At 69.3% G+C, this 26,488-nt stretch carries 23 protein-coding genes and 1 pseudogene; 17 read left to right on the plus strand and 7 right to left on the minus strand.

Annotated features, from left to right (window positions below; genetic code table 11):
* Positions 1-23 precede the first annotated feature (23 nt).
* From QP029_RS09300 to QP029_RS09310, 3 genes are all read right to left on the minus strand, one after another.
* Positions 24-3,743, minus strand: a complete 3,720-nt coding sequence (locus QP029_RS09300; RefSeq protein WP_284874039.1) for an ABC transporter ATP-binding protein — start codon at positions 3,741-3,743, stop codon at positions 24-26.
* Complete coding sequence (locus tag QP029_RS09305) at positions 3,744-4,484, minus strand: hypothetical protein (protein ID WP_284874040.1); 741 nt, start codon at positions 4,482-4,484, stop codon at positions 3,744-3,746.
* An 85-nt stretch (positions 4,485-4,569) separates the two neighbouring features.
* On the minus strand, positions 4,570-5,379 hold the full coding sequence (locus QP029_RS09310; RefSeq protein WP_284874041.1) for a shikimate 5-dehydrogenase: 810 nt from the start codon (positions 5,377-5,379) through the stop codon (positions 4,570-4,572).
* A 19-nt stretch (positions 5,380-5,398) separates the two neighbouring features.
* Here QP029_RS09310 and QP029_RS09315 point away from each other — a divergent pair, with 19 nt between their 5' ends.
* The 8 genes from QP029_RS09315 to QP029_RS09350 all read left to right on the plus strand — a co-directional run bounded on the left by QP029_RS09315 (position 5,399) and on the right by QP029_RS09350 (position 14,713).
* The gene (locus tag QP029_RS09315; RefSeq protein ID WP_284874042.1) at positions 5,399-6,964 is read left to right on the plus strand and encodes a carboxylesterase/lipase family protein; all 1,566 of its coding nucleotides are present in this window, start codon (positions 5,399-5,401) and stop codon (positions 6,962-6,964) included.
* 130 nt (positions 6,965-7,094) lie between these two features.
* Complete coding sequence (locus QP029_RS09320) at positions 7,095-7,922, plus strand: hypothetical protein (protein ID WP_284874043.1); 828 nt, start codon at positions 7,095-7,097, stop codon at positions 7,920-7,922.
* A 12-nt stretch (positions 7,923-7,934) separates the two neighbouring features.
* A complete protein-coding gene (locus QP029_RS09325; RefSeq protein WP_284874044.1) occupies positions 7,935-9,032 on the plus strand; it encodes a serine hydrolase domain-containing protein in 1,098 nt (365 codons plus the stop codon).
* 144 nt (positions 9,033-9,176) lie between these two features.
* Positions 9,177-10,019: a MurR/RpiR family transcriptional regulator gene (locus QP029_RS09330; RefSeq protein WP_284874045.1), complete on the plus strand. Its 843-nt coding sequence runs from the start codon at positions 9,177-9,179 to the stop codon at positions 10,017-10,019.
* 10 nt (positions 10,020-10,029) lie between these two features.
* Positions 10,030-11,214, plus strand: a complete 1,185-nt coding sequence (locus QP029_RS09335; protein WP_284874046.1) for an extracellular solute-binding protein — start codon at positions 10,030-10,032, stop codon at positions 11,212-11,214.
* A gap of 15 nt (positions 11,215-11,229) precedes the next feature.
* On the plus strand, positions 11,230-13,017 hold the full coding sequence (locus tag QP029_RS09340) for an ABC transporter permease (protein ID WP_284874047.1): 1,788 nt from the start codon (positions 11,230-11,232) through the stop codon (positions 13,015-13,017).
* Entirely contained in the window at positions 13,002-14,114 is a 1,113-nt protein-coding gene (locus tag QP029_RS09345; protein WP_284874048.1) for an ABC transporter ATP-binding protein, read from the plus strand. The genes QP029_RS09340 and QP029_RS09345 overlap by 16 nt, the downstream gene beginning before the upstream one ends.
* Complete coding sequence (locus QP029_RS09350; protein ID WP_284876215.1) at positions 14,114-14,713, plus strand: histidine phosphatase family protein; 600 nt, start codon at positions 14,114-14,116, stop codon at positions 14,711-14,713. Before QP029_RS09345 ends, QP029_RS09350 begins: the two co-directional genes overlap by 1 nt.
* A 6-nt stretch (positions 14,714-14,719) precedes the next feature.
* On the opposite strand, the gene QP029_RS09355 is transcribed toward QP029_RS09350, so the two are convergent.
* From QP029_RS09355 to QP029_RS09370, 4 genes are all read right to left on the minus strand, one after another.
* Positions 14,720-14,920 (minus strand): hypothetical protein, encoded by a 201-nt coding sequence (locus QP029_RS09355; RefSeq protein WP_284874049.1) that lies wholly within the window; start codon positions 14,918-14,920, stop codon positions 14,720-14,722.
* A gap of 11 nt (positions 14,921-14,931) precedes the next feature.
* Positions 14,932-16,136 (minus strand): IS3 family transposase gene (locus tag QP029_RS09360; protein ID WP_284874050.1). Its coding sequence is split into 2 segments (ribosomal slippage): positions 14,932-15,839 and positions 15,839-16,136, totalling 1,206 coding nucleotides; the frame shifts between segments, so codons are not numbered across the junction.
* Positions 16,137-16,185: 49 nt separating this feature from the next.
* Entirely contained in the window at positions 16,186-16,617 is a 432-nt protein-coding gene (locus tag QP029_RS09365; RefSeq protein WP_284874051.1) for a hypothetical protein, read from the minus strand.
* 74 nt (positions 16,618-16,691) lie between these two features.
* Entirely contained in the window at positions 16,692-17,162 is a 471-nt protein-coding gene (locus tag QP029_RS09370) for a hypothetical protein (protein WP_284874052.1), read from the minus strand.
* Positions 17,163-17,254: 92 nt separating this feature from the next.
* Between QP029_RS09370 and QP029_RS09375 the strand changes: the two genes are divergently transcribed.
* The 9 genes and pseudogenes from QP029_RS09375 to QP029_RS09410 all read left to right on the plus strand — a co-directional run bounded on the left by QP029_RS09375 (position 17,255) and on the right by QP029_RS09410 (position 26,408).
* Complete coding sequence (locus QP029_RS09375) at positions 17,255-18,499, plus strand: MFS transporter (protein WP_284874053.1); 1,245 nt, start codon at positions 17,255-17,257, stop codon at positions 18,497-18,499.
* Positions 18,496-19,890: a DHA2 family efflux MFS transporter permease subunit gene (locus QP029_RS09380; protein WP_284874054.1), complete on the plus strand. Its 1,395-nt coding sequence runs from the start codon at positions 18,496-18,498 to the stop codon at positions 19,888-19,890. The genes QP029_RS09375 and QP029_RS09380 overlap by 4 nt, the downstream gene beginning before the upstream one ends.
* Positions 19,891-19,900: 10 nt before the next feature.
* Positions 19,901-20,818, plus strand: coding sequence for a nucleoside hydrolase (locus QP029_RS09385; RefSeq protein WP_284874055.1), 918 nt, complete (start codon positions 19,901-19,903; stop codon positions 20,816-20,818).
* A gap of 64 nt (positions 20,819-20,882) precedes the next feature.
* Positions 20,883-21,674 carry an ECF transporter S component gene (locus QP029_RS09390; RefSeq protein ID WP_284874056.1) on the plus strand — a complete coding sequence of 264 codons (792 nt, stop codon included), beginning with the start codon at positions 20,883-20,885 and terminating at the stop codon, positions 21,672-21,674.
* Positions 21,675-21,798: 124 nt separating this feature from the next.
* Positions 21,799-22,494, plus strand: a complete 696-nt coding sequence (locus QP029_RS09395) for a CbiQ family ECF transporter T component (RefSeq protein ID WP_284874057.1) — start codon at positions 21,799-21,801, stop codon at positions 22,492-22,494.
* Between the two features lie 137 nt (positions 22,495-22,631).
* A pseudogene (locus QP029_RS14315) lies at positions 22,632-22,766 on the plus strand (ATP-binding cassette domain-containing protein); the annotation flags it as partial.
* Positions 22,767-22,864: 98 nt separating this feature from the next.
* Positions 22,865-23,638, plus strand: a complete 774-nt coding sequence (locus QP029_RS14320) for an ABC transporter ATP-binding protein (protein ID WP_432418729.1) — start codon at positions 22,865-22,867, stop codon at positions 23,636-23,638.
* Entirely contained in the window at positions 23,635-24,690 is a 1,056-nt protein-coding gene (locus QP029_RS09405) for a DUF418 domain-containing protein (RefSeq protein ID WP_284874059.1), read from the plus strand. The genes QP029_RS14320 and QP029_RS09405 overlap by 4 nt, the downstream gene beginning before the upstream one ends.
* A gap of 182 nt (positions 24,691-24,872) precedes the next feature.
* On the plus strand, positions 24,873-26,408 hold the full coding sequence (locus tag QP029_RS09410; RefSeq protein ID WP_284874060.1) for an SLC13 family permease: 1,536 nt from the start codon (positions 24,873-24,875) through the stop codon (positions 26,406-26,408).
* Positions 26,409-26,488: the final 80 nt, after the last annotated feature.

The raw sequence follows: 26,488 nt of genomic DNA on the forward strand, positions 1-26,488 counted from the left end.
AGGGGGCGTTTTATCACCCCCATTCACCGGTGCGCGCGCCACATGTCGGCGTACACACCTTCCTGGCTGAGCAGGTCGGAATGGGAACCGTCTTCGATGATACGTCCTCTATCGATGACGACGATGCGATCGGCCCGCGCGGCGGTCGCGAGCCGGTGCGCCACGATGACGGAGGTGCGTCCGCGGGTGATCCGGTCGGAGGCGTCGAGGACGGCGGCCTCGGTGGCGGGGTCGAGGGTGGCGGTGGCTTCGTCGAGGAGCATGACGTCAGGCCTGGACAGTTCGGCGCGGGCCAGCGCGATGATCTGCCGCTGACCGGAGGACAGACCGCGCCCACGCTCGCCGACGGTGTGACGGAAGCCACCGGGGATGGCGGCGATGATGTCGAGCGCACCGATGCGGCGCACGGCGTCCTCGATCTCGCTTCTCGACGCCCCCGGCGCACCGTAGGCGATGTTCTCCGCGATCGTGCCCATGAACAGGTGGGCCTCCTGCGGGACCTGGGCGATGGCGTGGCGCCACTGCGCCAGCGGGAACTCGCGGATGTCGGTGCCCTCGGCGGTGACGGCCCCTGCGACCGGGTCGTAGAAGCGGGCGAGCAGCTTGACCACGGTGGACTTGCCGGCCCCGGTCGGACCGACGAGGGCGACCGTGGATCCCGGGGCGATCTCCAGGGAGAGATTCTCCGCGACGACCGCGGCATCCTCCGCGTAGGCGAAGGAGACGTCCTCGAGGGCCAGGCGCCCGCGCGCGGCGGCGTCGGCCCCGGGGCGGGTGCCGGTGTCTGCGACGGCGGGGCGCTGGGCGAGCAGGTCGGTGATCCGCCGGAAGCCGACGGTGGCCTGCTGCCAGGAGTCGAAGATCTGGCCGAGCTGCTGGATGGGCCCGTAGAGCTGGGCGAGGTACATGACGAAGGCGACGAGCACGCCCGCGGTCAGGTCCCCGCCGGCGACCCGGCTGGCGCCGACGCCGAGGACCAGCGCCGTGGTGATCTGGGAGATGGCGTTGACACCGGGGAAGTAGATCGCCACCGCGGTCTGGGAGCGCACCCGCAGGCGGCGGTAGTGCTCGGACTCGGCGGTGAACTCGGCCAGGGCGCCGGCGGTGCGGTGGTGCATCTGGGCGGTGCGCAGCCCGTTGACGTTCTCCTGGAAGGCGGCGTTGACCGCGCTGACCTGCTCACGGGCGGCCGTGTACAGGCGGGAGGAGATCCGGCGGAACACGATGGTCACCGCCACGATGACGGGGATGGCGGCCACCGCGACCAGGGAGAGGCCGGGGTCCGTCCAGGCGAGCATGCCGAGAATACCCACCAGGGTGCCCACCGACACGATGGCCTGGGCCAGGCCGGTCTGCAGGAAGGAGCTGAGGGTGTCGATGTCGGTGGTCATCCGGGTCATGATCCGCCCCGACAGGTTCGTCTCGTAGAAGTTCATGCTCAGCCGCTGCAGGTGGGCGTAGCTGCGCAGCCGCAGGCCGTAGAGCAGGCGTTCGCCGGTCCGCGAGGTGAACACCACGAGCAGGGTGGCGGCGATCCAGCTCACGGCGACGACGCCCAGGCCCAGCCCGGCGATCTCCGCGAGGGTGCGCAGGGAGCCGGTGCCGACGCCGTCGTCGACCGCCCAGCGCATGAGGGTGGGGAAGGCGAGGGTGGTGAGCACCCCGATGACCAGCAGGGCGATCACCCCCAGGATGAGGAGACGCACGGCCCGGAAGAGGTCGGCGACGCGGAACTCGGCCCGGTCGGAGCGCAGGTGGTCCGGGTCCAGGCCGGGTTGTTCGGTGGCCGGTGGGAGCTTGTCCACCCGCTCGAGCAGTTCCGGGATGGCGGTGATGTTCGACATGCCGTGTCGGCCGCCCCCGCCGCCGCCCCGGCCGCCGATCTGGCCGGAGACGTCGGCGATGTGCTCGGTGGGCCGGTCCGGCAGGTCGGCGGGCCACAGCTGCTCCGCAGCCGGCTCCGGGCCGACCTCGCGGTCGGGCAGGGACGGTGAGGGGTCCATGAGGCGGAGGTAGCGGGGGTCGTCGGCAAGCGAGTCGACGGTGCCGGTGACGGTGACGTGCCCGCCGTCGACGATGGCCACGTGCTCGGCGAGGTCGAGGGTGGACTGGCGGTGGGCGACGGAGATGACGGTGACGTCCGCGAGCTCGGCGCGCAGGCCGGCGATGATGCGGGCCTCGGTGGCGGCGTCGATGGCGGAGGTGGCGTCGTCGAGGATGAGGACGCGGGGGCGGGCGAGCAGGGCGCGGGCCAGGGCGATGCGCTGGCGCTGGCCGCCGGAGAGGGTGAGGCCACGTTCGCCGACGACGGTGTCCAGGCCGTCGTCGAGGCGGTCGATGAACTCGGTGGCCTGGGCCAGGTCGGCGGCGTGGCGGACCTCGGCGTCGGAGGCGCCGGACCCCATGGCGATGTTGTCGCGGATGGTGGAGGAGTAGAGGAACGCCTCGTCGAAGACGCAGGTGACGGCGCGGCGGATGTCGGCCAGGCGGAGCCGGTCGTAGGGGACGGGGGCGCCGGCGGCGTCGACGAGCGAGATCCGGCCGTCATCGGGTTCGTAGAACCCGCCCATGAGCTGGACGGCCATGGATTTGCCCGAGCCGGGCGGGCCGATGAGCGCGATCGAGCTGCCGGGACGTACGTCGAGGGTGAGGTCGTCGAGGACGCGGTGGCCGCCGGTGTCGAAGGTGACCCGGTCCAGTCGCAGGCCGATCGGGCCGGCGGGCAGGGTGGCCGGGTCGGCGGGGTCGGTGCGTCCCGGGGTGAGGTCGAGGATGTCGGCGATGCGGTCGAGGGAGGCCAGGCCCATCTGCAGGGTGATGATCATCCCGGAGAGCATGCCCACGATCGCCGTCATGGAGGTGAGGTAGACGGAGAAGGCGAAGAAGGTGCCCACGGTGATGTCGCCGCGCAGGACGAGCCAGCCGCCGACGAGGATGTTGATCACCAGGGCGATCTGGGGGAGGTTCTGCAGCATGGGCTGGAACCGGGCCATGAGTTTCGCGGCCCGCATCTTCGCCGCGTAGAGGGTGCGGCCGAGCTGGTCGAGGCGGTCGACCTCGCGTTCCTCCTGGGCGAAGGCCTTGACCACGCGGACCCCGGAGACGGTCTGTTCGACGTGCGTGGCCAGGTCCGCGGCCGACTGCTGGGAGACCCAGGAGGCGGCGTACATGGAGCGCCGGGAGAACACCGCCGCGGCGACGGTGACGGGCAGGAACGCCAGGGCGATGACGGTGAGCAGGGGAGAGACCGACAGCATGACGCCGCCGGTGATGAGCAGCTGGACGATGAGGCCGAGCGCCATCGGCCCCATGGCCACCAGTCCCTGGGTGGCGTTGAGGTCGGAGATGGAGCGGGAGACCACCTGGCCGGTGACGATCTGGTCCTGGCCGGGGCCGTCGAGACGCTGCAGGGTGTCGAGGATCCTCACCCGCAGGGTGTGCTGGGTGTCGATGGACAGCCGGCCGGCCGTGTAGCGGCGCAGGAACTGGCAGAGGTAGCGGGCCAGCGCCACGACGACGAGGACGATGATGATCGCCGTGATCGGTGAGTATCCCGACAGCAGCCGGGTGGCCGGGGTGGAGTCGACCGCACCGGTGGCCACGTCGACGGCGGAGCCGGTGAGCAGCGGGATGGCCACCTCGAAGAGCACCGCGCCGATGGTGGCCAGCAGGGTGACGGCGGTGATGCCCCGGCGGGCCCGCAGCGCCGAGAGCAGTTCCCGGGTGCCGGAGTTGCTCCGCAACTACGCCCCGGCTGCGAAGCTCGCGGGCACCGGCCCCAGGGACTCGCGGGAGTTGGTGATGACGTTCTTGGCCAGCTTCCGGTTCGCCATCGTGCCCAGGACCGCACCGATGCCCAGCGGCATGATCTTGCCCAGCCACGCGCGGCGGAACTTCCTGGTCACCTGCTTGAGGGCGGTGCGCATGAGGCGGTTGTTCACCTCGCCGAGCTTCGGCGCGGAGAACCGCGCCAGGGTGGACGCGGACGGCAGGCCCTTCTCGGACCCCAGGTCGAGCATGAGCGTATCGACGATCGCGGTACCCTTCGACCCGAGCAGGGCCAGGAGGATGAGCGCCTTGCGGCGCTCCTTCTCCGTGATGTCCACGCCGCGCAGCTGCGCGGAGGCCATGGTGTACCAGGCGGCGGCGTCGAGGAAGACGAGCGATTCCGCGCCGATGGCGGCGGCACCGGTGAAGAAGCCGATGCCCGGGATGGCGGCCGCGGCACCCGCGCCCGCTCCGGAGCCGGTGGACAGGCGCATGAAGTGCTTGTCGATGATCTCCTGGATCTCCGTCGGGCCGGCGTCGGGGTTCTTCTCCCGCAGGAACTCGACGTACCTGACGATCGCCGACGACTGGATCGACACCGCCCGGCCGAGGGTGTTGATGAGGATGCGGCCGGCGGGGCCGACCTTGGCCTCGACGGCCTTCGGGTCGGAGCCGAGTCCGTCGGTGACGGGGCGGTTGTCGATGTCGGTGGCCATGTTCGCTCCTCAGGGGTAGGTGGTTACTTATGTGTCAACGATGAGACGTGCCTGATTTGTTCCCGGGTCAGCTGTGAGTCACCTGTCAGCTGTTGGCGAACGCCTCCGCCGCCTCGACCTGCTCCGGGGTGGGGGTCACGCCGGTGTAGAGCGCGAACTGCTCCGCGGCCTGGAGGGCGACGACCTCACCGCCGTTGATGGTGGGCACCCCCAGCCGCTGCGCGGCCCGGATCAGCGGGGTCTGAACCGGGTAGGCCACGACGTCGAAGACCACCTCGGCCGCCGTGATCTCGGCGTCGGTGAATGCCTGATCAGCCTCCCGGTCGCCGAACATGCCCAGCGGGGTGACGTTGACCAGCAGCTTCGCCTCGGCCGGCACCTCCGCCGAGTAGTCCCACCCGTAGCGGGTGGCCAGTGCCGGGCCCGTCTCGTGGTTGCGGGCGACGACGGTGCCGGTCATCCCGTGGTCGGCCAGGGCCGCGACGACGGCGTTGGCCATCCCGCCCGACCCACGGACCGCGACCGGCAGCGCCGGGTCGACACCGTGCGACTCCAGCAGGGCGGCGACCGCGACGTAGTCGGTGTTGTAGCCCACGAGCTCACCGTCGGTGTTGACGATGGTGTTGACGGCGCCTATGCGCTCGGCGGAGGGATCGAGGGCGTCGAGAAGCGGGATGACGTCCTGCTTGTACGGCATGGACACCGCCGCCCCCCGGATCGCCAGCCCCCGGATGCCGGCGACGGCGGCCGTGATGTCTGCCGGCGCCACCGCCTTGTACAGGTAATTGAGGCCCAGCTCAGCGTAGAGCCAGTTGTGGAAACGGACCCCGTGGTTGGACGGTCGGGCGGCAAGCGAGATGCACAGGACGGTCTCGCGGTCGACGTAATTCACCATGCTCACTACCGTAGTGGCTATGAGCACCGGCCCGGAGATCGCCACCACGGCGGGAGTCGTCCGCGGACTCGTCGACGAGGAGCTGGGCATCCGCACCTGGCGCGGCGTGCCCTTCGGCGCCGACGCCTCCGGCCCCCGCCGATTCAGCGCCCCCGCCCCGGTCCAGCCCTGGCGCGGGGTCCGCGACGCCACCCAGTTCGGCCCACCCGCCCCGCAGCCCACCTACTCCTGGACCGACAAGGTCATCGGGGACGAGGACTGCCTCCACCTCGACATCGTCCGCCCCGACCACGACGAGCAACTGCCCGTCATCGTCTACCTCCACGGCGGCTCCTTCATCATGGGCTCCTCCCACGAGCGGATGCTGCGCGGCTACCACCTCTCCCGCACCGTCGACGCCGTGTACGTCTCCGTCAACTTCCGCCTCGGCGTCCTCGGCTACCTCGACCTGCGCACCATCGGCGAGGACTGCGTGGCCAACCCCGCCGTCCGCGACCAGCTCCTCGCCCTCGAATGGGTCCAGGACAACATCGCCGCCTTCGGTGGGGACCCCGACAACGTCACCCTCATGGGCGAATCCGCCGGCGGATCCGCCGTCACCACCCTCATGGGCGTGCCCGCGGCCGTCGGCCTGTTCCACCGCGCCATCGCCCAGTCCCCGCCGATCGCCATGATGCACTCCCGCGCCCAGGCCAACCTCTGGGCCCGGGAACTCGTCTACCACATGGCCCTGCCCCGCCAGGCCACGCTCGCGGACCTGCGGGGCGAGGACGCCGCCGACCTCGTCCGCGCCGGGCAGTCCATGATGTGGCGCGGCGGCGAACTCATGCACCTCAACTCCTGCTACGCGCCCACCATCGACGGCAGCGTCGTCCCCGACCACCCGCTCACCCTCTTCGAGGCCGGTGAACAGGCCCAGGTCCCGCTGCTCATCGGCACGAACTCCGACGAAGCCGGCTTCTCCAAGTACTTCTACCTGCGCACCTCCGCCCGCTCGCGGGCCGCCCTGCGCCTGCTCACCGCCTTCGACCCCGATCACGCCCCGCGCGTCCTCGAGGCCTACGACGGCGCCACCGAACGCTCCCAGTTCGCCGAACTGCTTGCCGACGCCCTCTTCTGGTCCTCCTCCGTCCGCCTCGCCACCGCCCACGCCCGCACCGCCCCCACCTGGATGTACCGCTTCGACTACGCGCCCGCCGCCCTGCGCTGGCTCGGCCTCGGCGCCATGCACTCCCTCGAACTGTCCGCCATCTTCGGCGACCCCGGCGCCTCCCGCGCCAATGGCCTCACCCGCCTCGGTGGCATGGAGGGCATCGACGAACTCACCGAGACCATGCAGTACCACTGGGGCGAATTCATCCGCCACGGCCGGCCGGGCCCCGAATGGCCCGCCTACGGCCCCGCCACCGACGACACCCCGGGACGCGCCACCGCCGTCTTCGACGAGACCCCGCGCGTGGTCTACGACCCCAAGGCCGCCAAACGCCGCGCCTGGGAGGACTACCGCATGACCGACTGGGGCAACGGACGCCCCGAGCTCCTCGAGGAACTGGGCCTGATGGTGAGCACGGAGCTGGGGCGCTGATCCTGTCCGCAACCCTGCCACTGAACCCTGCGCGGATTCTCTGGGCAGGAGTCGGCGGGCACGGCTAGGCTGGGGCCGGATCGCCGATCGCGGTTATCGCCTCTTCTTGTGGAAGGACACACATTCACTCATGAGCTTCTTCGAGGACATCGCCGCAGCACTGGATTCGGACGGGATCGAGTCCCGCGTCCACGACAACACCATGTTCGTGCCCATCACCTCTGACCTGGAGATCCAGTTCGTCGAGATCGACCCGCACCTGCCCGCCGCCAACGTCTACATCGCCGCCGCCGACGTCGACGAGGACGACGAGGACTTCGAGGCCGTCCTCGTCTCCGTCGTCTTCTCGGTGGAGGACGCGGTGACCACCGTCGCCGACCACGTGGCCACCGACCAGGTGGTCACCGTCCTGCGGGACCTCCTGGAGAGCACCGACGAGCGCATTGCCGACCTGGAGTTCTTCCATGACGCTGACCACCCGACCCTGGTCCGGGCCGAGGTCGGCGACAACTCCGAGGTGCAGGTGCTCGTCGAGGTCGTCGACGGCGTCCCGACCGCGCTGGTCAGCTTCGTCGCCGTGGGCGAGACCTTCGAGGACCTTATCGACCAGGCCATCGGCGAGCTCTGGGAGTCCGACGCCGAGGCGCAGCTGACCGACGAGGACCGCCAGCGCCTGTTCGACAACATCTCCTCCGAGGTCGCCATGGCCACCGAGGAGGTCCTCGACCTGGGCACCTTCACCGACTTCGACCGGCTCTTCGACGTCCTCTCCCTCGCCGCCGACCACGCTGCCGACTGGGAGGAGCAGCTCGTCCCCTTCGATGACGACGAGTTCGACGAGCCGGACGTCTACGACATCTTCGGCGCCGACGACATCGATGACGCTGATGAGGATGACCTCGACGATGACGACGAGGATTTCGACGACGAAGACGACGAGGACGACGACGAGAGGTAGGGGAGTGGGGGCATGGCCCGTCCACGTCCGATGTCACGCCTGCGCCTGCGGGAGCGTATCGACGCCGCCCGCAACCTGCCCGCGCTGACCCGCGACGACCTGCTGGCACAGGTCGACACGACGGTCGCGGCCATGCCCAAGCTGGGGGAGGTCGCCATCGCGGTGGCCGGCGACGGCTGGACCCACGAATTCTGCACCGGGGCCATGACCCCGGACGCCCGCTTCGCCACCGGGTCGGTGAGCAAGCTGTTCACCCACGCCATCCTCTTCCGCCTCATCGACGACGGACAGCTGTCCTACGACACCCCCGTCGCCTCCCGGGTCCCGTCCGGTTCCCTCGACGGGCTGCACGTCATCGCCAGCCAGGACTACGGCTCCGAGATCACCGTCCGCCACCTCGTGGACCAGACCTCCGGCCTGGCCAGCTGGGAGGACACGAAGGACCCGGGCGGGCGCACCCTCGTCGAGCAGATCGTCGACTGGGACCGGGTCGTCGACGTCGACGAGCAGATGGAGACCTCCGCCCGTGTCGGGGCGAAGTTCCCGCCCGGGCAGGGCAACCGGGCCCACTATTCGGACCTCAACGCCGAGCTGGCCTCCCAGGTCGCCCAGTTCACCACCGGGGCCAGCTTCCAGGAGCTGGTCAACCGGTACATCCTCGTCCCGCTGGGGATGGAGTACACCACCTTCGTCATCCCGGGGCGGCACGACTACGCCGAGATCCGCACCGCCAAGCACCCGGTGTGGATCTCCCGTTACCTGTCCAGCTCCCCGGGTTCCGGCGGCATCATCTCCACCTCGCGTGATCTGCTCACCTTCATCCGGGCGTTCCACACCGGGGTTATCTTCGACCGCTCCCACATCGAGGACCCGGTGCTGCGCCGCATCCAGTACCGGCCGCTGCGCTACGGCGCCGGCATGATGGCCGACGGCCCCTCGCGGATCCCGCGCATGATGCGACGGAACTCCCCGGTCATCCTCGGCCACTCCGGGGTGCCCGGGTCCTTCGCCTTCCACTGCCCCGACGAGGACGTGTTCCTCGCGGGCACGGTCAACTCGATTCTGGTCCAGCCCTTCGAGGTGATCGAGCGCTATCTGGCGGCGGTGTGACGGGACTCGTCGGCACCCCCGCCAGGTAGCCGTCAGGTGAACTGTAGGTCGTTTCGGGCCGGAAAGGTTACCGCCACCTGAACTGCAGAATAAATTGCAGTTCTCGCTGAGCGTGCAAGAAAAGTCCGGGTTACGCTCCTCCCCGTGAGCTTCCAGACCCGCATCGACGAGCACCGTTCGTCACTGACCAGGACAGACCAGCTGCTCGTCGACCAGCTGCTGTCCCACCCCGCCGACGCCGCACTGTGGCGTGGCGAGGAGGTGGCACACCGCGCCGGTGTCCACCCCTCCGCCGCGACCCGGCTCGCACAGCGGCTGGGCTACCGCGGTTACCTGGAACTCCGCCAGGACCTCCGGGTCCACCACGACGAGTTGATCTCCGGATCCGGCGCGGGCGACCGCTTCCGCCGCGAACTGGCGGAGGTTGGGGAAGGTTCGGTTCTGAACGCCCTCCTGACCACCGAGGTCGACTCCCTCACCACCCTGCGCAAGCACGTCACGCAGGACCGGATCGACCGGGCAGCGGATCTGCTGGCCACCGCCCGCACGGTCCACCTCTTCGCCCGCGGCAACGCGAGCGTGCTCACCGAAATGGCGGAGCGTCGTCTGCGTCGTTTCGCCCGCCCCACCGTCGTCCTCGACGGTGGCAACCGCGACGTCGCCGAGAAGCTGCTCCAGCTCGGCACCGACGACGTGCTCCTCGTCTTCGCCTTCCGTCGCTCCCCGCCGCACCTGGCCAGTGTCCTCGACCACGCCGACCGGGTCGGGGCACGGATCATCCTCATCACCGACACCCTCCACTCCCACGGCGTCACCCCGACCCTCGTGCTCGCCGCCCCCCGCGGCCACCAGGAGGGATTCGCCTCCCTGACGGTCCCCATGACCGTCACCAACGCCATCGTGCTCACGATGGCAGCCCGCCACTCCGACACCATCCTCCCGGCTCTCGACCGCCTCGACGGGCTGCTCGAGACCTTAGACGAATAGGAAATCCCCCATGTCCCCGCTGAACATCCGCACGTACGCGGCCGTCGCCCTCGCTCTGCCCTTGTCGATCTCCCTCGTCGCCTGCGGCGGCGGTACCCCCACCGACGGCGACAGCGCCGACGCCACCCCGACCGACGCCAACGCCGACCTCAACGAACTGAGCCACGAGGAGCTCGTCGCCCGTGCCGAGGAGGAGGGCACGGTCACCGTCTACTCCTTCACCTCCCGCATCGCCGCCGTGGAGGAGGCCTTCGAGGAGCAGTACCCGAACATCGACCTCATCGGCCACGACATCTCCTCGACCGAGCAGATCACCCGCCTGAAGGCCGAGGCTGACTCCGGCGCCGAGACCGCGGACGTCGCATACATCTCCGACGCTCCGGTGGTCATCACCGAGCTCATCGACCAGGGCATCCTCCACAACTACGTCCCGCCGCGCGTCGAGGACGTCCTGCCGGAGGAGTACCGCGACCCGATGCTCGCCAACCGTCTGTCCACCAAGGTCCTCATGTACAACGAGGAGGCCCACCCCCAGGGCAGCCCGATCACCAACCTGTGGCAGCTGACCGACGAGGAGTGGAACGGCCGTGTCGTCATGGTCGATCCGGCCGTCCGTGGCGACTACCTCGACCTGATGGCCGAGATCGTCCGCCAGTCCGATGCCATGGCCCAGGCCTACCAGGACCACTACGGCTCCGAGATCGAGCTCGACGACGACGTGGAGAACGCCGGCGAGCAATTCATCAAGAACCTCTATGCCAACGGCCTCGTCCTCGTCGACGACACCGACTCGGTCAACCAGGCCGTCGGTGCCAAGGGACAGGACAATCCGCCGGTCGGCTTCACCTCCTACTCCGACCGCCGTGACAACGAGGAGGAGGGCTGGGCCCTGCAGGCCTCGCTGGGTACCGCCCCCTCACCGGGCATCACGTTCCCCGCGTATGTCTCGCTTGTCGACGGCGCCGCCCACCCCGCCGCCGCACGCCTCGCCATCGATTTCCTCATGGGCGACGACTCCGCCACCGGCGGCCCCGGCTACGAGCCCTTCTACGTCCCCGGCGACTACCCGACCCGCACCGACATCGAGGCCCCGGCCGACGCTGCCCCACTCGACGAGCTCGCCGCCTGGGACATCGACCCGGAGGCCACCGCCGAGATCCGCTCGGACGTCGCCGACTTCCTGCTCACCCTCTAGCGCCCCGCGAGATTCATGACCACCACACAGCAGATCCCGGTCGCCCCGGAGACCCCGCCCGCCCGGCGGCACCTCTCCCGGGTGACCCGGCTGGCCACCACACCCACCGTCCTCATGGCGGCGGGCACCATCGCGGTGCTGGCGATCCTCGTCATCGCCCCGCTGCTCGGCCTCATCAACACCACCCTCACAGCCGACAACCGTGAGGCGTGGACGGACGTGTTCGCCTCCCGGCTCTCCCGCAACCTGCTGTGGAGCCCGTTGGCCAACTCCCTGATGATGGGCCTGGCCACCGCCGTGCTCTCCACCGTCATCGGCGGTTTCCTCGCCTGGGTGGTGGTCATGACCCGCATCCCCGGCCGCGGGATCATCGGCCTCCTGGCCACCATCCCCTTCGCCCTGCCCAGCTTCGCTCTGGCCCTGGCGTGGGAGTCGGTGTTCCGCAACGACCTCATCGGCGGCTCCCAGGGGATCCTCGCCAACCTCGGCGTCCCCGTGCCCGACTGGCTGGCGTGGGGCCCGGTGCCGATCGCCCTGACCCTCACGGCCCACTACTTCTCCCTGTCCTTCATGCTCATCGCTGCCGCCCTGGCCAGCGTCAACGGAGATCTTCTCGAGGCCGCCGAACTCACCGGCGCCTCCACCCTGCGTACCGCCCGCCAGATCGCCCTGCCGGTGGTCGCCCCCGCCATGGTCTCCGGCGCGCTGCTCGCCTTCGCGGAGGGGGTGTCCAACTTCGTCACCCCGGCCCTGCTCGGCCTGCCGGTCCGCTACCACACGCTCTCCACCAGGTTGTACGGCTCGATCACCACCGGCGACTACGCCCGCGGTTACGTCCTCTCCCTCGTCCTCATCGTCGTGGCCGCCATGATCATGTTCGCCTCCTCCCGGGTGACCGGCAGCCGCCGCAGCTTCGCCACCATCACCGGCAAGGGTGGCCGTGCCCGGGGTGTCACCCTCGGGCCCTGGGCCTGGCCGGTTGCGCTGGTCTCCTGGGTGATCGTCGCCGCCACGACCATCCTGCCCGGCCTCGTCCTCGTCGCCAGTTCCCTGACCCGCCGGACCAACGACTTCACCTCGGGGTTGACCCTGCACTACTGGATCGGTGACTCCGATCCCGCCATCGCCCAGGGCCAGCGTGGCGTCCTGGTCAACCCGCAGATCGGGGAGGCCACGTGGAACACCGTCCTGCTGGGCATCTGCGTGGCCGTCGGCGCCGGCATCCTCGGCCTCATGATCTCCTACGTGATCACCCGCTCGCAGGCCCCGCGGTGGCTCAAGGGCACGATGTCCCTTCTGTCCTTCGTGCCCTTCCTCATCCCGGGCATCGCCCTGGGTGCGGCGTTCATCGCCCAGTTCGGCGCCCCGATCGGCCCGTTCCCCAGCCTCTACGGCACCTTCGCCATCCTCGTGCTCGCCGGCGTCGCCGCCACGATCCCGTTCGCGGTCCGTTCGGCGACCTCGGCGCTGAGCCAGGTCAGCCGCGACATCGAGGAATCCGCCGTCATGGCCGGCGCCGGCCTGGGCCGACGGATGCGCTCGATCATCGCGCCGCTGACCGCCCGTGGCCTGTTCACCGGTGCCGTGCTCGTCTTCGTCCAGATGGTCCGCGACCTCTCCCTGGTCGTCCTCCTGGTCACCCCGGCCATGCCGGTGCTCGCCGTCATGACCTACCAGTACTCCTCCGAGAACTTCACCCAGATGGCGAACGCCGTCACCGTCATCATCGCCGCCATCTCCGTGGCCGCGACCATCATCGCCCGCCGATTCGAAGGACAGTCCCAGCCGTGGAAGAACACCTGACCTCATCCCTTCGCCTGGACAACCTGCGCAAGGATTTCCAGGCCACCGCAGCCGTCGACGGCATCAGCCTCGAGGTGCCCGAGCGGGCCTTCCTCGTTCTGCTCGGACCCTCCGGCTGCGGCAAGACCACCACCCTGCGCATGCTCGCCGGACTGGAGAACCCCACCGGCGGGGAGATCTCTTTCGGCGGCCGTACCATCGCCACCGGCGACGGTGCCGTCCTCGTCCCACCCGCCAGACGCGAGGCCGGGCTGGTCTTCCAGTCCTACGCCCTGTGGCCCCACAAGACGGTCCGCGAGAACATCGCCTGGCCCCTGACCGTGGCCGCATGGTCGAAGGATCGGATCAGGGAGCGGGTCGTGGAAGTCCTGGACCTGTTGGCCATCACCGAACTCGCCGACCGCTACCCGGGGGAGATCAGCGGCGGCCAGCAGCAGCGCGTCGCCATCGCCCGGACCATCGCGCCGGAGCCGAAGTTCCTCTTCTTCGACGAGCCGCTGTCCAACCTCGACGCCAAGCTGCGGGTGGACACCCGTGGTGAGCTCATGCGCATCCACCGGGCCACCCGAGCCACCAGCGTCTACGTCACCCACGACCAGGTGGAGGCCATGACCATGGCCACCCACATCGCCCTGCTCAGGGACGGCCGCATCGAGCAGTTCGGCACCCCGCAGGAGCTGCTCACCGACCCGGCGACGGCGTTCACCGCCACCTTCATCGGTACACCGCCGGCCAACGTGTTCCCCGCGGTCGTCGAGAACCGCTGCGTCAGCCTCTTCGGTGTCCTCTGCGCCCCCGCCCCCGAGGGAACCGTCGACGGCGATGAGCTGCAGATCATGTACCGGCCGGGCTCGCTGAGTCTCACCGGCAGCGACCATGAGCCCCGCCCGGTCATCCCGGCCGTGTTCGCCGATCAGGTCCCCATGGCCGACCGGTGGGTCATCGGCGTCGACCTCGTCGACGGCACTCGGGTCTCCGTCACGGTCGACGAACCGGTGGACCACCGGCCCGGCGATCCGGTGCAGATCCGACTGCCCGAGCTTCCCGACGCCTGTTTCGACGCCGCCGGTGACCGTATGCTCGGGGCGTGGTCCTGATGCGGGTCCTCCTGATCCGCCACGGCGAGACCGAATGGAACCAGGCCCGCCGGCTCCAGGGCCAGGTGGACATTCCCCTGTCACCGGCCGGAAGGGGTCAGGTGGCCCTGCTGCGCCCCCTCATCCGGCACCTGGCACCGACCCATGTGGTCACCTCGGCCCTGTCACGGGCCGCCGACACCGCCGATGTGCTGGGTCTGCAGGTGAACGGCACCGAACCACGGCTCAACGAGGCCCACCTCGGGGAATGGGAGGGCGTCAGCTCCGCCGAACTCAAGGCCGCCGGCCCGGAGTACGCGGCCTGGCGGGCCGGCCGCTTCGACCCGCCCGGGGCCGAACCGCACGAGATATTCCGGACCCGGATACGCGAGGGTTTCGACGCCGTCGTGGCCGGCGCTGCCACGCACGACACCGTCGCCATCATCACCCACGGCGGTGTCGTTCGAGGTCTGCTCGCCCAGTTCGTCGGCCTCGACCCGGCCCGGGCCGTTCCCAGTCACCCCGCGAGTGTGACCCTCCTCGACGTGAACGGAGACGAGGTCAAGCTGCGACTGTACAACTACGCCGGAGATCTCCCGCTGGGTGATCCGGCCGACTGAGTCGCATCACCAGGGTGAGTAGCCGATCTCGTCCGGGGTGCAGATGGGGAGACGGGAGAGGAAGGCATCCGATGCCCCCTTGTTCCGCAGTTCGATACCGTTGTAGCAGCCCTGTGTCATGCCCGTGCGTTTCGTGCCGGCGGGACGGGAGACCACCCACCGCTGGCCGTCGAACTCGAAGGGGCCCGACCCCCGGAAAGTAGACACGGGGGATGTGATCAGGAAGCAGATCTCAGCGTAACAGGACATTGCTCCTCAAACACTGCTGGAGCGAGATACCCGCACCAGGAATGCCGACGCGTGGTGTTGTAGCGGGTACACCAGCGGAAAACAACTCGCCGGCACTGCAACTGATTGGCAAACGTCTTTGCGTCCTGGAGGACCTCACGCTTCAACGCGGCGTTGAAGGACTCCGCCAGGGCGTTATCAGCGCTGCTGCCGATCGCGCCCATCGACTGCCGGATCCCCAGCTGCGTACACGTGTCCTGGAACGCATGGGAAGTGTAGACACTGCCATGGTCCGAGTGAAAAATTGCGTCGTCGAGACTTCCGCGCTGGCCCTTGGCCATCACCAGGGCGTCCTGGACCAGGGAAGAACGCATGTGATCGGCAATCGCGAAGCCGACCAGCCGGCGGGAGAAACAGTCGATGACCGTGGCCAGGTACATATTCGACCCGTCCGCGATCGGCAGGTACGTGATATCGCCGACGTAGACCTGGTTCGGTGCCGGGGCGGTGAACCTCCGGCCGACGAGATCCGGAAACACCGGCTTCCTCCCATCCGAGACAGTCGTGGTGACCTTGCGTTTCTTGGAGTAGCCAACCAGTTGCAACGAGCGCATGATCCGGGCGACTTTCTTGTGATTGACCGGACTGCCGGGCGAGTCGTCGTTGAGTTGCGCCGTGATGCGTTTGGAGCCGTAGCAGCCGCGTTCTGCGGCGAACACGGCCTTGACCCGTGCGCCGAGGATCGCGTCGCTGAGCAGGCGTTGTGTCCTGGCGGAGGAGGTGTTTCTCCATTTGTAATACGAGGACCGGTTGAGTTTCAGAACCTCACATAACCGCTTGACCGAATGGCTGTTCTTGGCGTCGTCAACGAACTGGAAGCGGATCACCAGGTCGTCTCTTCCGCAAAATATTTCGCGGCCTTGCGCAGGATGTCGCGCTCTTCCTTCAGTCGGGCGTTTTCCCGTTCCAGCTGGCGGATACGTTCGGCATCGGTCACCGATGTCGGGGTCTGCGAGGCGGCCTCGGTGCTGGTGGTGGTGCGGGCGCCGGTGCCGTATTTGCGGACCCAGATCTGGAGGGTGTTGCGGTTGACGCCGAGTTCGGTGGCGAGGGCGTTGATCGATACGCCGGGGGAATTCTCGTAGAGGGCGACCGCGTCGTGGCGGAATTCCTCGGTGTAGGTCTTGCTGGGCATGGTGGCAGGTTACCTTTCTTCCCCGGCAGAAAGCCGGGTTGTCGGGTGTCTACCAAACAGGGGTCAGGTCCAAGGCCACCCGCCAGTCGGTCTGGCTCTGGGAGACCCAGGCGAAGCGGCCGTCGCAGTGTTCGACAACCGTCCGGTTCGAATCACGCCACTCCCACAGTGCGGCGTTGAAGGCCTGCGCCGAGCAGTCACCGCGGGCCGGTGCGGGAGCCGGTGCGGGCGGGCCGGGAATCACACCGGGCAACGGGTTGGGGATCAGGCCCTGCTGGACCGCCCACCATGCGCCACCGCCGGCGGCGGCAGCCAGGGCGATGAGCGCCCCGGCACCGGCCACCGAACTTCCGTCATCGGTCGATGATCCCGATGAGGGCGTGGTAGCTTCGTTCTGGTCAGCGTCCTGGGCGGAGGCGGGCATGGCGGCGCCGGCTGTCAACGACAGCGCGAGACCGACGGAAAGGAGAGTTCTCTTCATCAGGCAATGGTACGACGGTATTTATCTTTTCATCAGGTTTTTGACAGTCAAGTTCCCATTGCGATCTCGCCGGATCAGGCCGCCTGCGCGAAACCCGTGAACAACGAAGCGGGGGAGTGGACCGGCTGGTAGTGGCTGTCCACCAGCCACACAAAGGTGGGGGCGTGACCCACGGTGACCTCATGGACGGCGTCGACCACGGCGTCGTCGACAAGCGCCCGGACCCAGCCCTCCGCCAGGTCCGGGTCCACCGGTCCGCCGGCGGGGTCGGTGACGCGGACGGTGACGAGGTAGGCGGGTTGGCGGTCCTCGCCGTACCCGCGGATGCGGGCCTTGACCTGCTCGCCGACGCGGTGGCGGGTGACGGCGGCGGTGAGGGGGCCGGCTCCGAGCACGCCGGGCAGGCGCTTGCTCGGTGGCCGCCAGTTCGGCATCGGGCGGGCCAGTGAGCGGGGATGGTGCATGATCGAGGCGACGTCCGCGAGCGTGCGCGCCTGCGTCGTGCGGAGGTGGTCGGCGATGTGGGTGGCTGAGGTGATGTTCATGGCTCGCACTCTAAGAGGAGGGGACAACACGGGTGTTCGATAGTATCGAACAGGTGTACTAACCGCCACTGGTGGGCTAGTCTGGATTCGACATGACAGATCAACAACTCGCCCCGCAGCCGGAGAAGCCGGAGACCCCGAAGATCCCCACCGAGATCTGGGTCCTCGTCGCCGCGGCGTTCATCATCGCCCTGGGGTACGGGCTCATCGCGCCGATCATTCCGCAGTTCGCGGTGAGTTTCGACGTCTCCATGGCCGCCGCCGGCGCCGTCATCTCCATCTTCGCCGCCTCCCGGTTGCTGTTCGCGCCGGTGTCGGGCCAGCTCATCGACAAGATCGGCTCCCGCAAGGTCTATCTCACGGGCCTGATGACGGTCGCCGTGGCCACCGCCCTGGTCGCCGGTGCCCAGGAGTACTGGCACATCCTCCTGCTGCGCGGCATCGCCGGCATCGGGTCGACGATGTTCACCGTCTCCGCGATGGGCCTGATCGTCCGGCTCGCGCCGCCGGCCATCCGCGGCCGGGCCTCCGCGGTCTACGGCACGGCGTTCCTCATCGGCAACGTCATCGGACCGGTCGTCGGCGCCGGGCTGTCCATGATCGGCATGCGCGCCCCCTTCGTCATCTACGGTGCCTCCGTGGCACTCGCCGCGTTCGTCGTGTGGTGGAAGATGCCGCGGCAGGCGGACAACGCCGGACGGAAGACGAGCGATGAGCCACCCATGCGCTTCGGCGAGGCCGTCCGCGACAGCGCCTACCGCTCCGCCCTGGTCTCCGGGTTCTCCTTCGGCTGGATCAACTTCGGCGTCCGCGTGGCCACCCTGCCCCTGTTCGCCGCGGCCGTGTTCGAGCACGGCGGGGCCATCGCCGGGCTGGCCATGGCCACCTTCGCCGCCGGCAACGCCATCGTCCTCCAGTTCTCCGGCCGCCTCGCCGACACCCTCGGACGTAAACCGCTCATCATCACCGGCCTGGTGGTCAACGCCATCTTCACCGGCTCCATGGGCTTCGCCGACGGCTTCTGGCCCCTGCTCATCGTCTCCGCCCTGGCAGGTGCCGGTGCGGGCATGCTCAACCCGGCGCAGCAGGCGGTGCTGGCGGACGTCATCGGCAACCACCGCTCCGGCGGCAAGGTCCTGGCCAACTTCCAGATGGCCCAGGACTTCGGCGCCATCACCGGGCCCATCCTCATCGGCTTCATCGCCGAGTCCTACGGCTTCGAGATCGGCTTCCTGCTCTGCGGCGTCATCGGCCTGCTCGCCGCCGTGGTGTGGGCCTTCGGGCGCGAGACGCTCGAGGACGGGAACCCCCGGCTGGAATCGGCCACGGAGAAATGACCCCGCTGCCGGACCCGCAGCCGAACCCGCAGGTGGACAAACAGCAGGCCTGGCGGGCACTCATCGCCCTGTGCGTCGGGCTGTTCATGACCCTGCTCGACCAGTCGCTCGTCGCGGTGGCCCTGCCCCGGATCCGGGAGGACCTGGACGCCAGCCTCAACCAGGTGGTGTGGGTCTCCGCCGTCTACCTCCTCGCTTTCGCGGTCCCGCTGCTGGTCACCGGGCGGCTGGGTGACCGGTTCGGGCAGCGCAGCGTCTACCTCGTCGGCATGGCACTGTTCACCGCTGCCGCGCTGGCGTGTGCCTTCGCCCCGACGATCGAGTGGCTCATCGCCCTGCGCGCCGTCCAGGGGCTCGGCGGGTCCCTGCTCAACCCGCAGCCGTTGAGCATCATCACCCGGATCTTCCCGCGGGCGCGCCGGGGCACCGCGATGGGTGTGTGGTCCGCGGTGGCCAGCTCGGCCGGGCTGTTCGGCCCGGTCATCGGCGGCGTACTCGTCGGCACCGTCGGCTGGCGGTGGGTCTTCGCGTTCTACGTCCCGCTCGGACTGGTCTCCCTGGTCCTGGTCGCCCGCTTCGTCCCCCGCCTGCCGAGGTCGGTGGGGCACATCGACCTGCTCAGCGTGGTCGTCTCCCTCATCGCGGTCCTCGGTGTCGTCGTCGCCCTCCAGCAGGGCCCCGAGTTCGACTGGGTCTGGTGGATCTGGGCGGCGCTGGCCACCGGCCTGCTGGCCTTCGTCGTGTTCATCCGCCGCCAGCTCCACGTCGGCGCGGGTGCACTCGTCCCGCCGGGGTTGTTCCGCCACCGGAACTTCCGGCTCGGCATCATCGCGGTGTCCACCCTCGGCTTCGCGGTCTACTCGGTCAACCTGCCGATCATGCTCTACCTCCAGACCGGCGCCGGGCTCTCCGCTGCGTCGGCCGGGCTCATGCTCGTGCCCATGGGCGTGCTCTCGGTCATCCTCGCCCCCTTCGCCGGCCGGCTCACCGACCGGCTGGCGCCCGGCCTGCTCTCCAAAGTGGGGTTCGGCTCGCTCATCGTCGCGATGGTGCTGTTCGGCACCTTCATGCACGCCGGGGTCCCCGTCGGCTGGTTCCTCCTGCCCGTCCTGCTGCTCGGCGCCGCCAACGCGCTCGCCTGGTCGCCGAACTCCGCGATCACCATGCGGGATCTGCCCACCTCGCTCGCCGGTGCCGGATCGGGTGTGTACAACACCTCCCGCCAGGTCGGCGCCGTCCTCGGTGCCGCGGCTCTCGGCGCGGTCATGCAGATGGGGGAGGGGGTGACCGGTTTCGGCGCCGCGATGGGCAACGCCATGCTCGTCCCCGTCGCTCTCCTCGTCGTGGGTCTGCTGGCCGTCTCCCGCTTCCAGGCCGACGCACCCCGCTAACCTGCTATCCATGACCCCCGTCCTCATCGACTGCGACCCCGGCATCGACGACACCCTCGCCCTGCTCTACCTCGCCGCGCTCGACCACCTCGGCGAGATCGACCTGTGCGGTGTGACCACCACCGCGGGCAACACCACCGCCACCCAGGCCGCGGGCAACGCCCGCTGGGTCCGCGATCAGCTGCGTATCGACGCCCCCGTTCTCCCCGGCCAGCCCGTCCCCCTCGCCGTCCCGTTGGTCACCACCCCGGAGACCCACGGGCCCACCGGGCTCGGCTACCTCGAGGTTCCCGCCGCACCGGAGGATGGCACCTGGCCCGACCTGTGGGTCGAGGCGATCGAGAAGCACGAGGACCTGCACCTCATCGTCACCGGACCGTGCACCAACCTCGCCTCCTTCCGGCAGTCCCACCCGGAGCACCACGCCCGCCTGCGCAACGTCACGGTCATGGGCGGGGCCGTCGGCTACCGGGGCAACACCACCCCGACCGCCGAGTGGAACTTCTGGGTCGACCCCCATGCCGCTGCCGACGCCTTCGGACACACCCCGGCCCCGGTCACCCTGTGCTCACTCGAGGTCACCGAGCAGTTCCTCATCGACCCACCCCGGCTGGAGGGGCTGATCGCCGATCTCGGCCCGGCCCCCATTGCCGGGCACCTGCCCGAGATCCTGCGTTTCTACTTCGAGTTCCATCAGGCCCAGGGGGAGGGCTACCAGGCCCAGATCCACGACCTGCTCACCTGCATGATCGCGCTCGAGCGGGTGGGGTATGAGCATCGCGGGGTACGGGTGGACGTCGATACGCGGGGAGAGCGACGCGGCACATCGGAAGAGACGGCGGGAACGAGCAACACCCGCCTGGTCACCTCCGCCGACATCGACGGCGCACATGCCGAGCTGACCCGCGCCGCCCGTGCGCTAAGGTGATCAGCGACTCGCTGCCCGAGGTGACATAGGGCGGCCCCTCCCGCGCATGCCCGAAGGACCCTCCATGTCACAGATTCAGCTCACCCCCGCCCGCCGGGGCCTCGCCCTGACCGGCGCGCTCGTCGTCGCCGCGACCTGGCTCTACCTCGTCCTCGTGCGACCGACCGACTGGGAATCCGTCGGCGGTTCCACCGAGGCTCTGATCACCCTCGCCGGGTACGTCGGCGGCGCGGTGCTGCTGCTCGCCGCCACCCTGCCGGCCCTGCCCGCCCGGACGATCGCCGTCATTCCCGTGGCACTCGTGCTCAACATCGTCATCGGCCAGATCGTCGGCTCCGTGGGCATTCCGCTCTACCTCGACTCCGTGGGCACCATCCTCATCGCCGCCCTCGCCGGGCCCATCGCCGGCCTGGCCACCGGCACCCTGAGCTCCGTCGTCTGGGGTCTGCTCAACCCCGCGGCCCTGCCGTTTGCCGCCGTCTCCGCCGCCACCGGCTGGCTCGCCGGCGAGATGATCCGCCGCGGCGCGTTCCAGAAGATCTGGAAGCTCGTCATCTCCGGCCTGCTTCTCGGCCTCATCTGCGGCGCACTCGCCGCCCCGGTCGCCGCCTTCGTCTACGGCGGCACCGCGGGTGTGGGCACCGGTGCGATCGTCTCCCTCTTCCGGGAGATGGGCACCTCCCTCCTCGGCTCGGTGACCCTGCAGTCCTTCGTCTCCGACCCGCTGGACAAACTCGCCGTCATGGCCGTCGTCTTCGCCGCCGTCCGGGCGCTGCCGAAGCGGACCCTGCGGTCGTTCCAACCGGAGTCCCGGGTGACCTCGTCGCCTGCAGAGGCGGAACCCGTCCGTTCCTAGGGCCGGATCCCCTGCATTCACCTCCGAAACCTCACCCCGCAACGGGGGAGAGCACCATGTTCCGGAGCTGAATGCAGCCACACATCCGATCAGAACCCCCGGCACCCACACCGAAAGCCCGACCATGCCCCCGCAGCCGAACCGCCTCAACCCCCTCACCGCTCTGGTGGCGGGGGCCAGTGCGTGGATTCTCGTGCTCGGCATCAACCGCTGGGAGTGCTCGGTCGCGGTCATCGTCGTGGCACTCGCCCTGGGGGTGTGGCGGACCCGTACTCCCGCCGTCCCGGCCACCACCGCGCTGCTCGCACTGCCGACGGGACTGTCCATGGTGCTGGTCCACGCCCCCTACGGCACGCAGCGCATCGCCCCGCTGGTCACCTCCGACGGGTTGCTCATCGCCGGTGAACTCGCGCTGCGTTTCACTGCGCTCATGGCGGCCCTGCTCGGGGCGGCGGCGTTCATCCGGGTGCCTGACCTGGCGAAGGCACTGCAGGTCAGTCCCCTGGGGCCGAAGATCGCCTACGTCGTCGCCGCCGCGCTCCAGGTCCTGCCGCAGGGGCGGCGCACCATCCGCGTGGTCCGGGACGCCCAACGGTTGCGGGGCCGGCGGGTCACCGCCCGCACGGTCGTCCCGCGCCTGGTCCTGCCGGTGATGACGCACCTGCTCACCGCCAACGCGGAGAAGGCACCCGCCCTGGAGACCGCCGGCCTCGACCTGCCGGGCCGGCGCACCCTGCTGTGTCCCGTGCCCGACAGCACCGTGCAGAAGGCCGCTCGGCTCCTCCTCCCCGTGGGGGTGATCGTGTGCGTATTGATCTGACACCCGGCACGATCACCCAGGTCATCGGCGCCTCCGGGCAGGGCCTGACCCGCTGGGCGCGTTCGCTCGGGCATCCCGTGGTCGGCCAGGATGCGCTGGCCCATGTCACCTTCCTGCGTGACACCGTCGCCGAGGAGGTGGCCTTCGGCCTGGAGCAGCGCGGCGTGCCCGCCCCCGAGATGTCCCGCCGCGTCGCCCGGATTCTCGAGCTCGTGGCGCTGGACCCGGCAGCCGATCCCACCACCCTGTCCGGCGGGCAGACCCGGCGCCTGGCGGTGGCCACCGTCGCCGTCCTGGCACCGGACGTTCTCGTCCTCGACGATCCCTTCGCCGGCCTCGACGCCGATTCCGCGCGCCGTCTCCTCTCCCTGTGCCGGGCACTGACCGACACCGCCGTGGTCGTCCTGGGCACCCGCCCGCAGCCCCTGCCCGGCGAGATCTTCTCGCTTGTCGACACCGCCCTCACCCCCCACCTCCCCGTTCCCGACGTCCCCCTGCCCCCGCACGTGGGACCACCGGGGAAGCCGGTCAACCTCGGCGAGGTGACCGGCCGCCGAGGAGCAGCACCCGGAAGTGGTGGCAGTTCCGCACCCCGTCCGCCGCCACCTTCGAGGTCGGCCCCGTCGAGGTCACCGTCCGCCCCGGCGGGGTCCTGTGGCTGCGTGGGGACAACGGCACCGGCAAGACCACCCTGCTGCGTGCCTTGGCGGGTCTTGACGGCGCGCCGGGCCGGGGCGATGTCGCGCTCATGCTCCAGCGCGCGGCCGATCAGGTGGTGGAGTCCACGGTCGCGGACTTCGTCGGCCCGCGGGTGGCCGAACTCGACGTCGACCCCGATGAGCATCCCCTCGACCTCGGCGCCACCGACCTGCGGCTGGCGCAGTTCCTCGCCGTCAGCGGGCTGGGCAGGCCGGTCCTGCTCATCGACGAACCTGACGTCGGCCTCGACCCTCAGGGGCGGGGGCGGCTGCATCAGCTGATCGCCGAGCAGCTGCGTGACGGCGTCGCCATAATGATGACCTGCCATGACACCTCCTTCATGGCGGAGGTCGCCGGCTACGCGGAGGTGGAGCACCTCACCGTGACCCCACGACCGGACTCCGGGCCGACCACCAGGTGCGGCTCGCCTACTGTGAACCCATGACCCGCATCCACGGCCTGGACCTGGCCCGCACCGTGGCGATCATCGGCATGATGGTCGCCCACATCGGCCCCGAGAGCTTTATCACCGAGGGGTACCCGTCGGTCCTGTTCGCGGTTCTCGCCGGAGTGTCCATGGGCATCATCACCGTGAACTCGGCCAGTGTCCGTGACGCACGCTTCCGTCTGCTCGTCCGGGCGGTTCTCCTGCTGGGCATCGGTCTGCTGTTGGCGGCGGTGCAGTCCGGCATCCTCGTCGTGCTCACCGCCATCGGCGCCGCCTACCTGCTGCTTCTACCGGTCCTGCGGTGGCGCACCCGATCACTGTTCATCCTGCTGGCGGGCCTGGTCATCCTCGGCCCGCTGCTTATTGCCGCGCAGACGGTGCTGTGGCTGCCCTGGGCGAATGCGGCGTTCGCAGATCTGCTCTCCGGCGCCTATCCGCTGACCGCGTGGACGACGTATGTGCTCGTCGGGCTGCTCATCCACCGCCTGGCGCTGCACCGGCAGGTGTGGCTGCTCGGTATCGGCCTGGGGCTGTTCGCCCTCACCCAGTTCATCGTCGAGGCCGCCGACTTCCGCGTGAGCATCTACGACGAGCTCAACTTTTTCGGAGCCTGGGCGCAACCGACACCGCACTCCGGCGGGCTTCTCGACGTCCTCACTTCCGCAGGTCTGTCCGCCGCCGTCATCGCCGCATGCCTGCTGGCCTGCCGCGTCGGCGCCGTCGTGTGGGCGACCTACCCGGTGCGGGCCTTCGGTGCGATGTCGTTGACGGTGTACGTGGTGCACGTGCTCATCACCACCATCGCCAACGGCACCTTCCTCAGCCTCGGCGGGGCCGCCGACTTCGGCTGGACCATGTATGAGCCGCACACGCCCGAGACCGTTCTCCCGGGGCCCGACGCCTTGTGGCCGTCGTTGTTCCTCTGGCAGCTGGCGGGGTTCCTGCTTTTCGCAGCCCTGTGGAAATGGCGGTTCCGCCGCGGCCCACTGGAGGGGGCCGTGCACCGGGTGGTGGAGCGGACCGTCGTGGAACCTGCCGCGCGGGGGTAGTGGCCGGCCGTCCCCGGGCCGGGAGTACGTCCGGGTCGAGCGTGCACCGCCCGTTTTACCCCGGGTCAACGCGAGGGAAAGCCCCGGGTGTAATCCAATTGTCGAGGTCACCACATTCTTAGGCGAACAGTGAACTGATTCGTAGCATGACACAACAAGTGAGCTGACCTACAGGAGGTGTCATGTCGACTCCCGCTACCGCCGTCGCCGAAACAGACAACGCGAAGAATCAGACGACGAAGAAGAACCGCAACTGGGTGTGGCTGCTGCTCGGCCCGGTCCTCGGTGCGCTGCTGTTCCTGCTGCTGCCGGATTCCCTCTCCTTCGAGGGCCGCGCCGTCGCCGGTTGCGCACTGTGGATGGCCCTGTGGTGGGTGTTCGAACCCGCCCCGATCCCCGTGACCTCGATGCTGCCGCTGGTGCTGTTCCCGCTGTTCGGCATGGGCACCATGAAGGAGGTGGCCGCACCCTACGCGGACACCGTCATCTTCCTCGTCCTCGGTGGTGTCATCCTCGGCCTGGCCACGGAGAAGTCCGGTCTGCACATCCGCATCGCGTTGCTGACGGTGAGGACGGTGGGCACGAAGGCGTCGCAAATCGTGCTCGGCCTCATGGTCGCATCGGCGTTCATCTCCGCATGGGTGTCCAACACCGCCACCGCCGTCATCATGGTGCCCATCGCGGCATCGATCATCCAGCTCGTACGCCAGGTGGATGAGAAGGCCGCCGGCACCAAGTTCGCCGCTGCGACCCTCCTCGGTGTCGCCTACGGCGTGACCATCGGTTCCACCGCCACCCTCATCGGCCAGCCGCCGATGGCGCTGATGAAGGCGTACGTGGGGGAGTCCCTCGGTATCGACATTGCCTTCGGCACCTGGATGCTCGTCGGCGTGCCGTGGGCCGTCATCATGACGTTGCTGTGCTGGCTCGTGCTGACCAAGTTCGTCTACCGCCCCGAGGTCGACGAGATCCCCGGCGGCAAGAAGCTCATCCAGGACGAGATCGCCAAACTCGGCGCCATGTCCACCGCCGAACGACGCGTGGGCACCATCTTCCTCGTCGCCATCTTCTTCTGGGTCTTCGTCCCCTTCATCGCCGACATCCCCTTTGTTGCCGACGCCCTGCCCTTCCTCGGCTCCATCAGCGACTCCCAGGTCGCCGTCGCCGCCGCCATCGCCTGCTTCCTCACCCCGGCCGGCCGCGCCAGCGACGACGAGGGCGCCGGCCCGCGCAACCTGCTCAAGTGGGAGGACTCCAAGGAAGTCCCCTGGGGCCTGCTGCTCCTGTTCGGTGGCGGACTCTCCCTGTCCGCCATGTTCACCGCCACGGGCCTGAGCGAATGGATCGGCACCCAGGTCGAGGGCCTGGGATCCATGCCGTCCTGGGTCATCATCGTCGCCGTCATGATCGTCTCTCTGGGCCTGACCGAGCTGACCTCCAACACCGCCACCGCCGCGGCATTCTTCCCGATCTTCGGTGCCGTCGCCGTCGGCGCGGGTGTCGACCCCCTGCTGATGACCTTCGTGGTCACCCTCGCCGTCTGCTCCGCCTTCATGCTCCCCGTCGCGACCCCGTCCAACGCCGTCGCCTTCGGCTCGGGCCTGATCACCATCAAGCAGATGACCCGCGCCGGCATCTGGATGAACTTCGTCGCCCTGGGCATGATCCTCATCGTCATCTACACGCTCATTCCGTGGGTGTTCGGAGTGGCGCCGTAGGTCGTGCCGTTCTTCGGGCCCGCAAGCGCCGTGGTTGCGGGCCCTTTTCGCCGTCCGCAGCTATGGCAGCGCGGTTAGTT

The sequence above is a fragment of the Corynebacterium suedekumii genome, from assembly GCF_030252185.1.
Lineage (GTDB): Bacteria > Actinomycetota > Actinomycetes > Mycobacteriales > Mycobacteriaceae > Corynebacterium > Corynebacterium suedekumii.

Excerpts from the sequence above, each read along its gene's own strand:
- QP029_RS09390 (WP_284874056.1), top strand. The coding sequence starts at position 20,883 with ATGTCACAGATTCAGCTCACCCCCGCCCGCCGGGGCCTCGCCCTGACC.
- QP029_RS09325 (WP_284874044.1), top strand. The coding sequence starts at position 7,935 with ATGGCCCGTCCACGTCCGATGTCACGCCTGCGCCTGCGGGAGCGTATC.
- QP029_RS09370 (WP_284874052.1), bottom strand. The coding sequence starts at position 17,162 with ATGAACATCACCTCAGCCACCCACATCGCCGACCACCTCCGCACGACG.
- QP029_RS09385 (WP_284874055.1), top strand. The coding sequence starts at position 19,901 with ATGACCCCCGTCCTCATCGACTGCGACCCCGGCATCGACGACACCCTC.
- QP029_RS09340 (WP_284874047.1), top strand. The coding sequence starts at position 11,230 with ATGACCACCACACAGCAGATCCCGGTCGCCCCGGAGACCCCGCCCGCC.
- QP029_RS09335 (WP_284874046.1), top strand. The coding sequence starts at position 10,030 with ATGTCCCCGCTGAACATCCGCACGTACGCGGCCGTCGCCCTCGCTCTG.
- QP029_RS09315 (WP_284874042.1), top strand. The coding sequence starts at position 5,399 with ATGAGCACCGGCCCGGAGATCGCCACCACGGCGGGAGTCGTCCGCGGA.
- QP029_RS09305 (WP_284874040.1), bottom strand. The coding sequence starts at position 4,484 with ATGGCCACCGACATCGACAACCGCCCCGTCACCGACGGACTCGGCTCC.
- QP029_RS09380 (WP_284874054.1), top strand. The coding sequence starts at position 18,496 with ATGACCCCGCTGCCGGACCCGCAGCCGAACCCGCAGGTGGACAAACAG.
- QP029_RS09365 (WP_284874051.1), bottom strand. The coding sequence starts at position 16,617 with ATGAAGAGAACTCTCCTTTCCGTCGGTCTCGCGCTGTCGTTGACAGCC.
- QP029_RS09375 (WP_284874053.1), top strand. The coding sequence starts at position 17,255 with ATGACAGATCAACAACTCGCCCCGCAGCCGGAGAAGCCGGAGACCCCG.
- QP029_RS09395 (WP_284874057.1), top strand. The coding sequence starts at position 21,799 with ATGCCCCCGCAGCCGAACCGCCTCAACCCCCTCACCGCTCTGGTGGCG.
- QP029_RS09405 (WP_284874059.1), top strand. The coding sequence starts at position 23,635 with ATGACCCGCATCCACGGCCTGGACCTGGCCCGCACCGTGGCGATCATC.
- QP029_RS09350 (WP_284876215.1), top strand. The coding sequence starts at position 14,114 with ATGCGGGTCCTCCTGATCCGCCACGGCGAGACCGAATGGAACCAGGCC.
- QP029_RS09410 (WP_284874060.1), top strand. The coding sequence starts at position 24,873 with ATGTCGACTCCCGCTACCGCCGTCGCCGAAACAGACAACGCGAAGAAT.
- QP029_RS09320 (WP_284874043.1), top strand. The coding sequence starts at position 7,095 with ATGAGCTTCTTCGAGGACATCGCCGCAGCACTGGATTCGGACGGGATC.
- QP029_RS09310 (WP_284874041.1), bottom strand. The coding sequence starts at position 5,379 with ATGGTGAATTACGTCGACCGCGAGACCGTCCTGTGCATCTCGCTTGCC.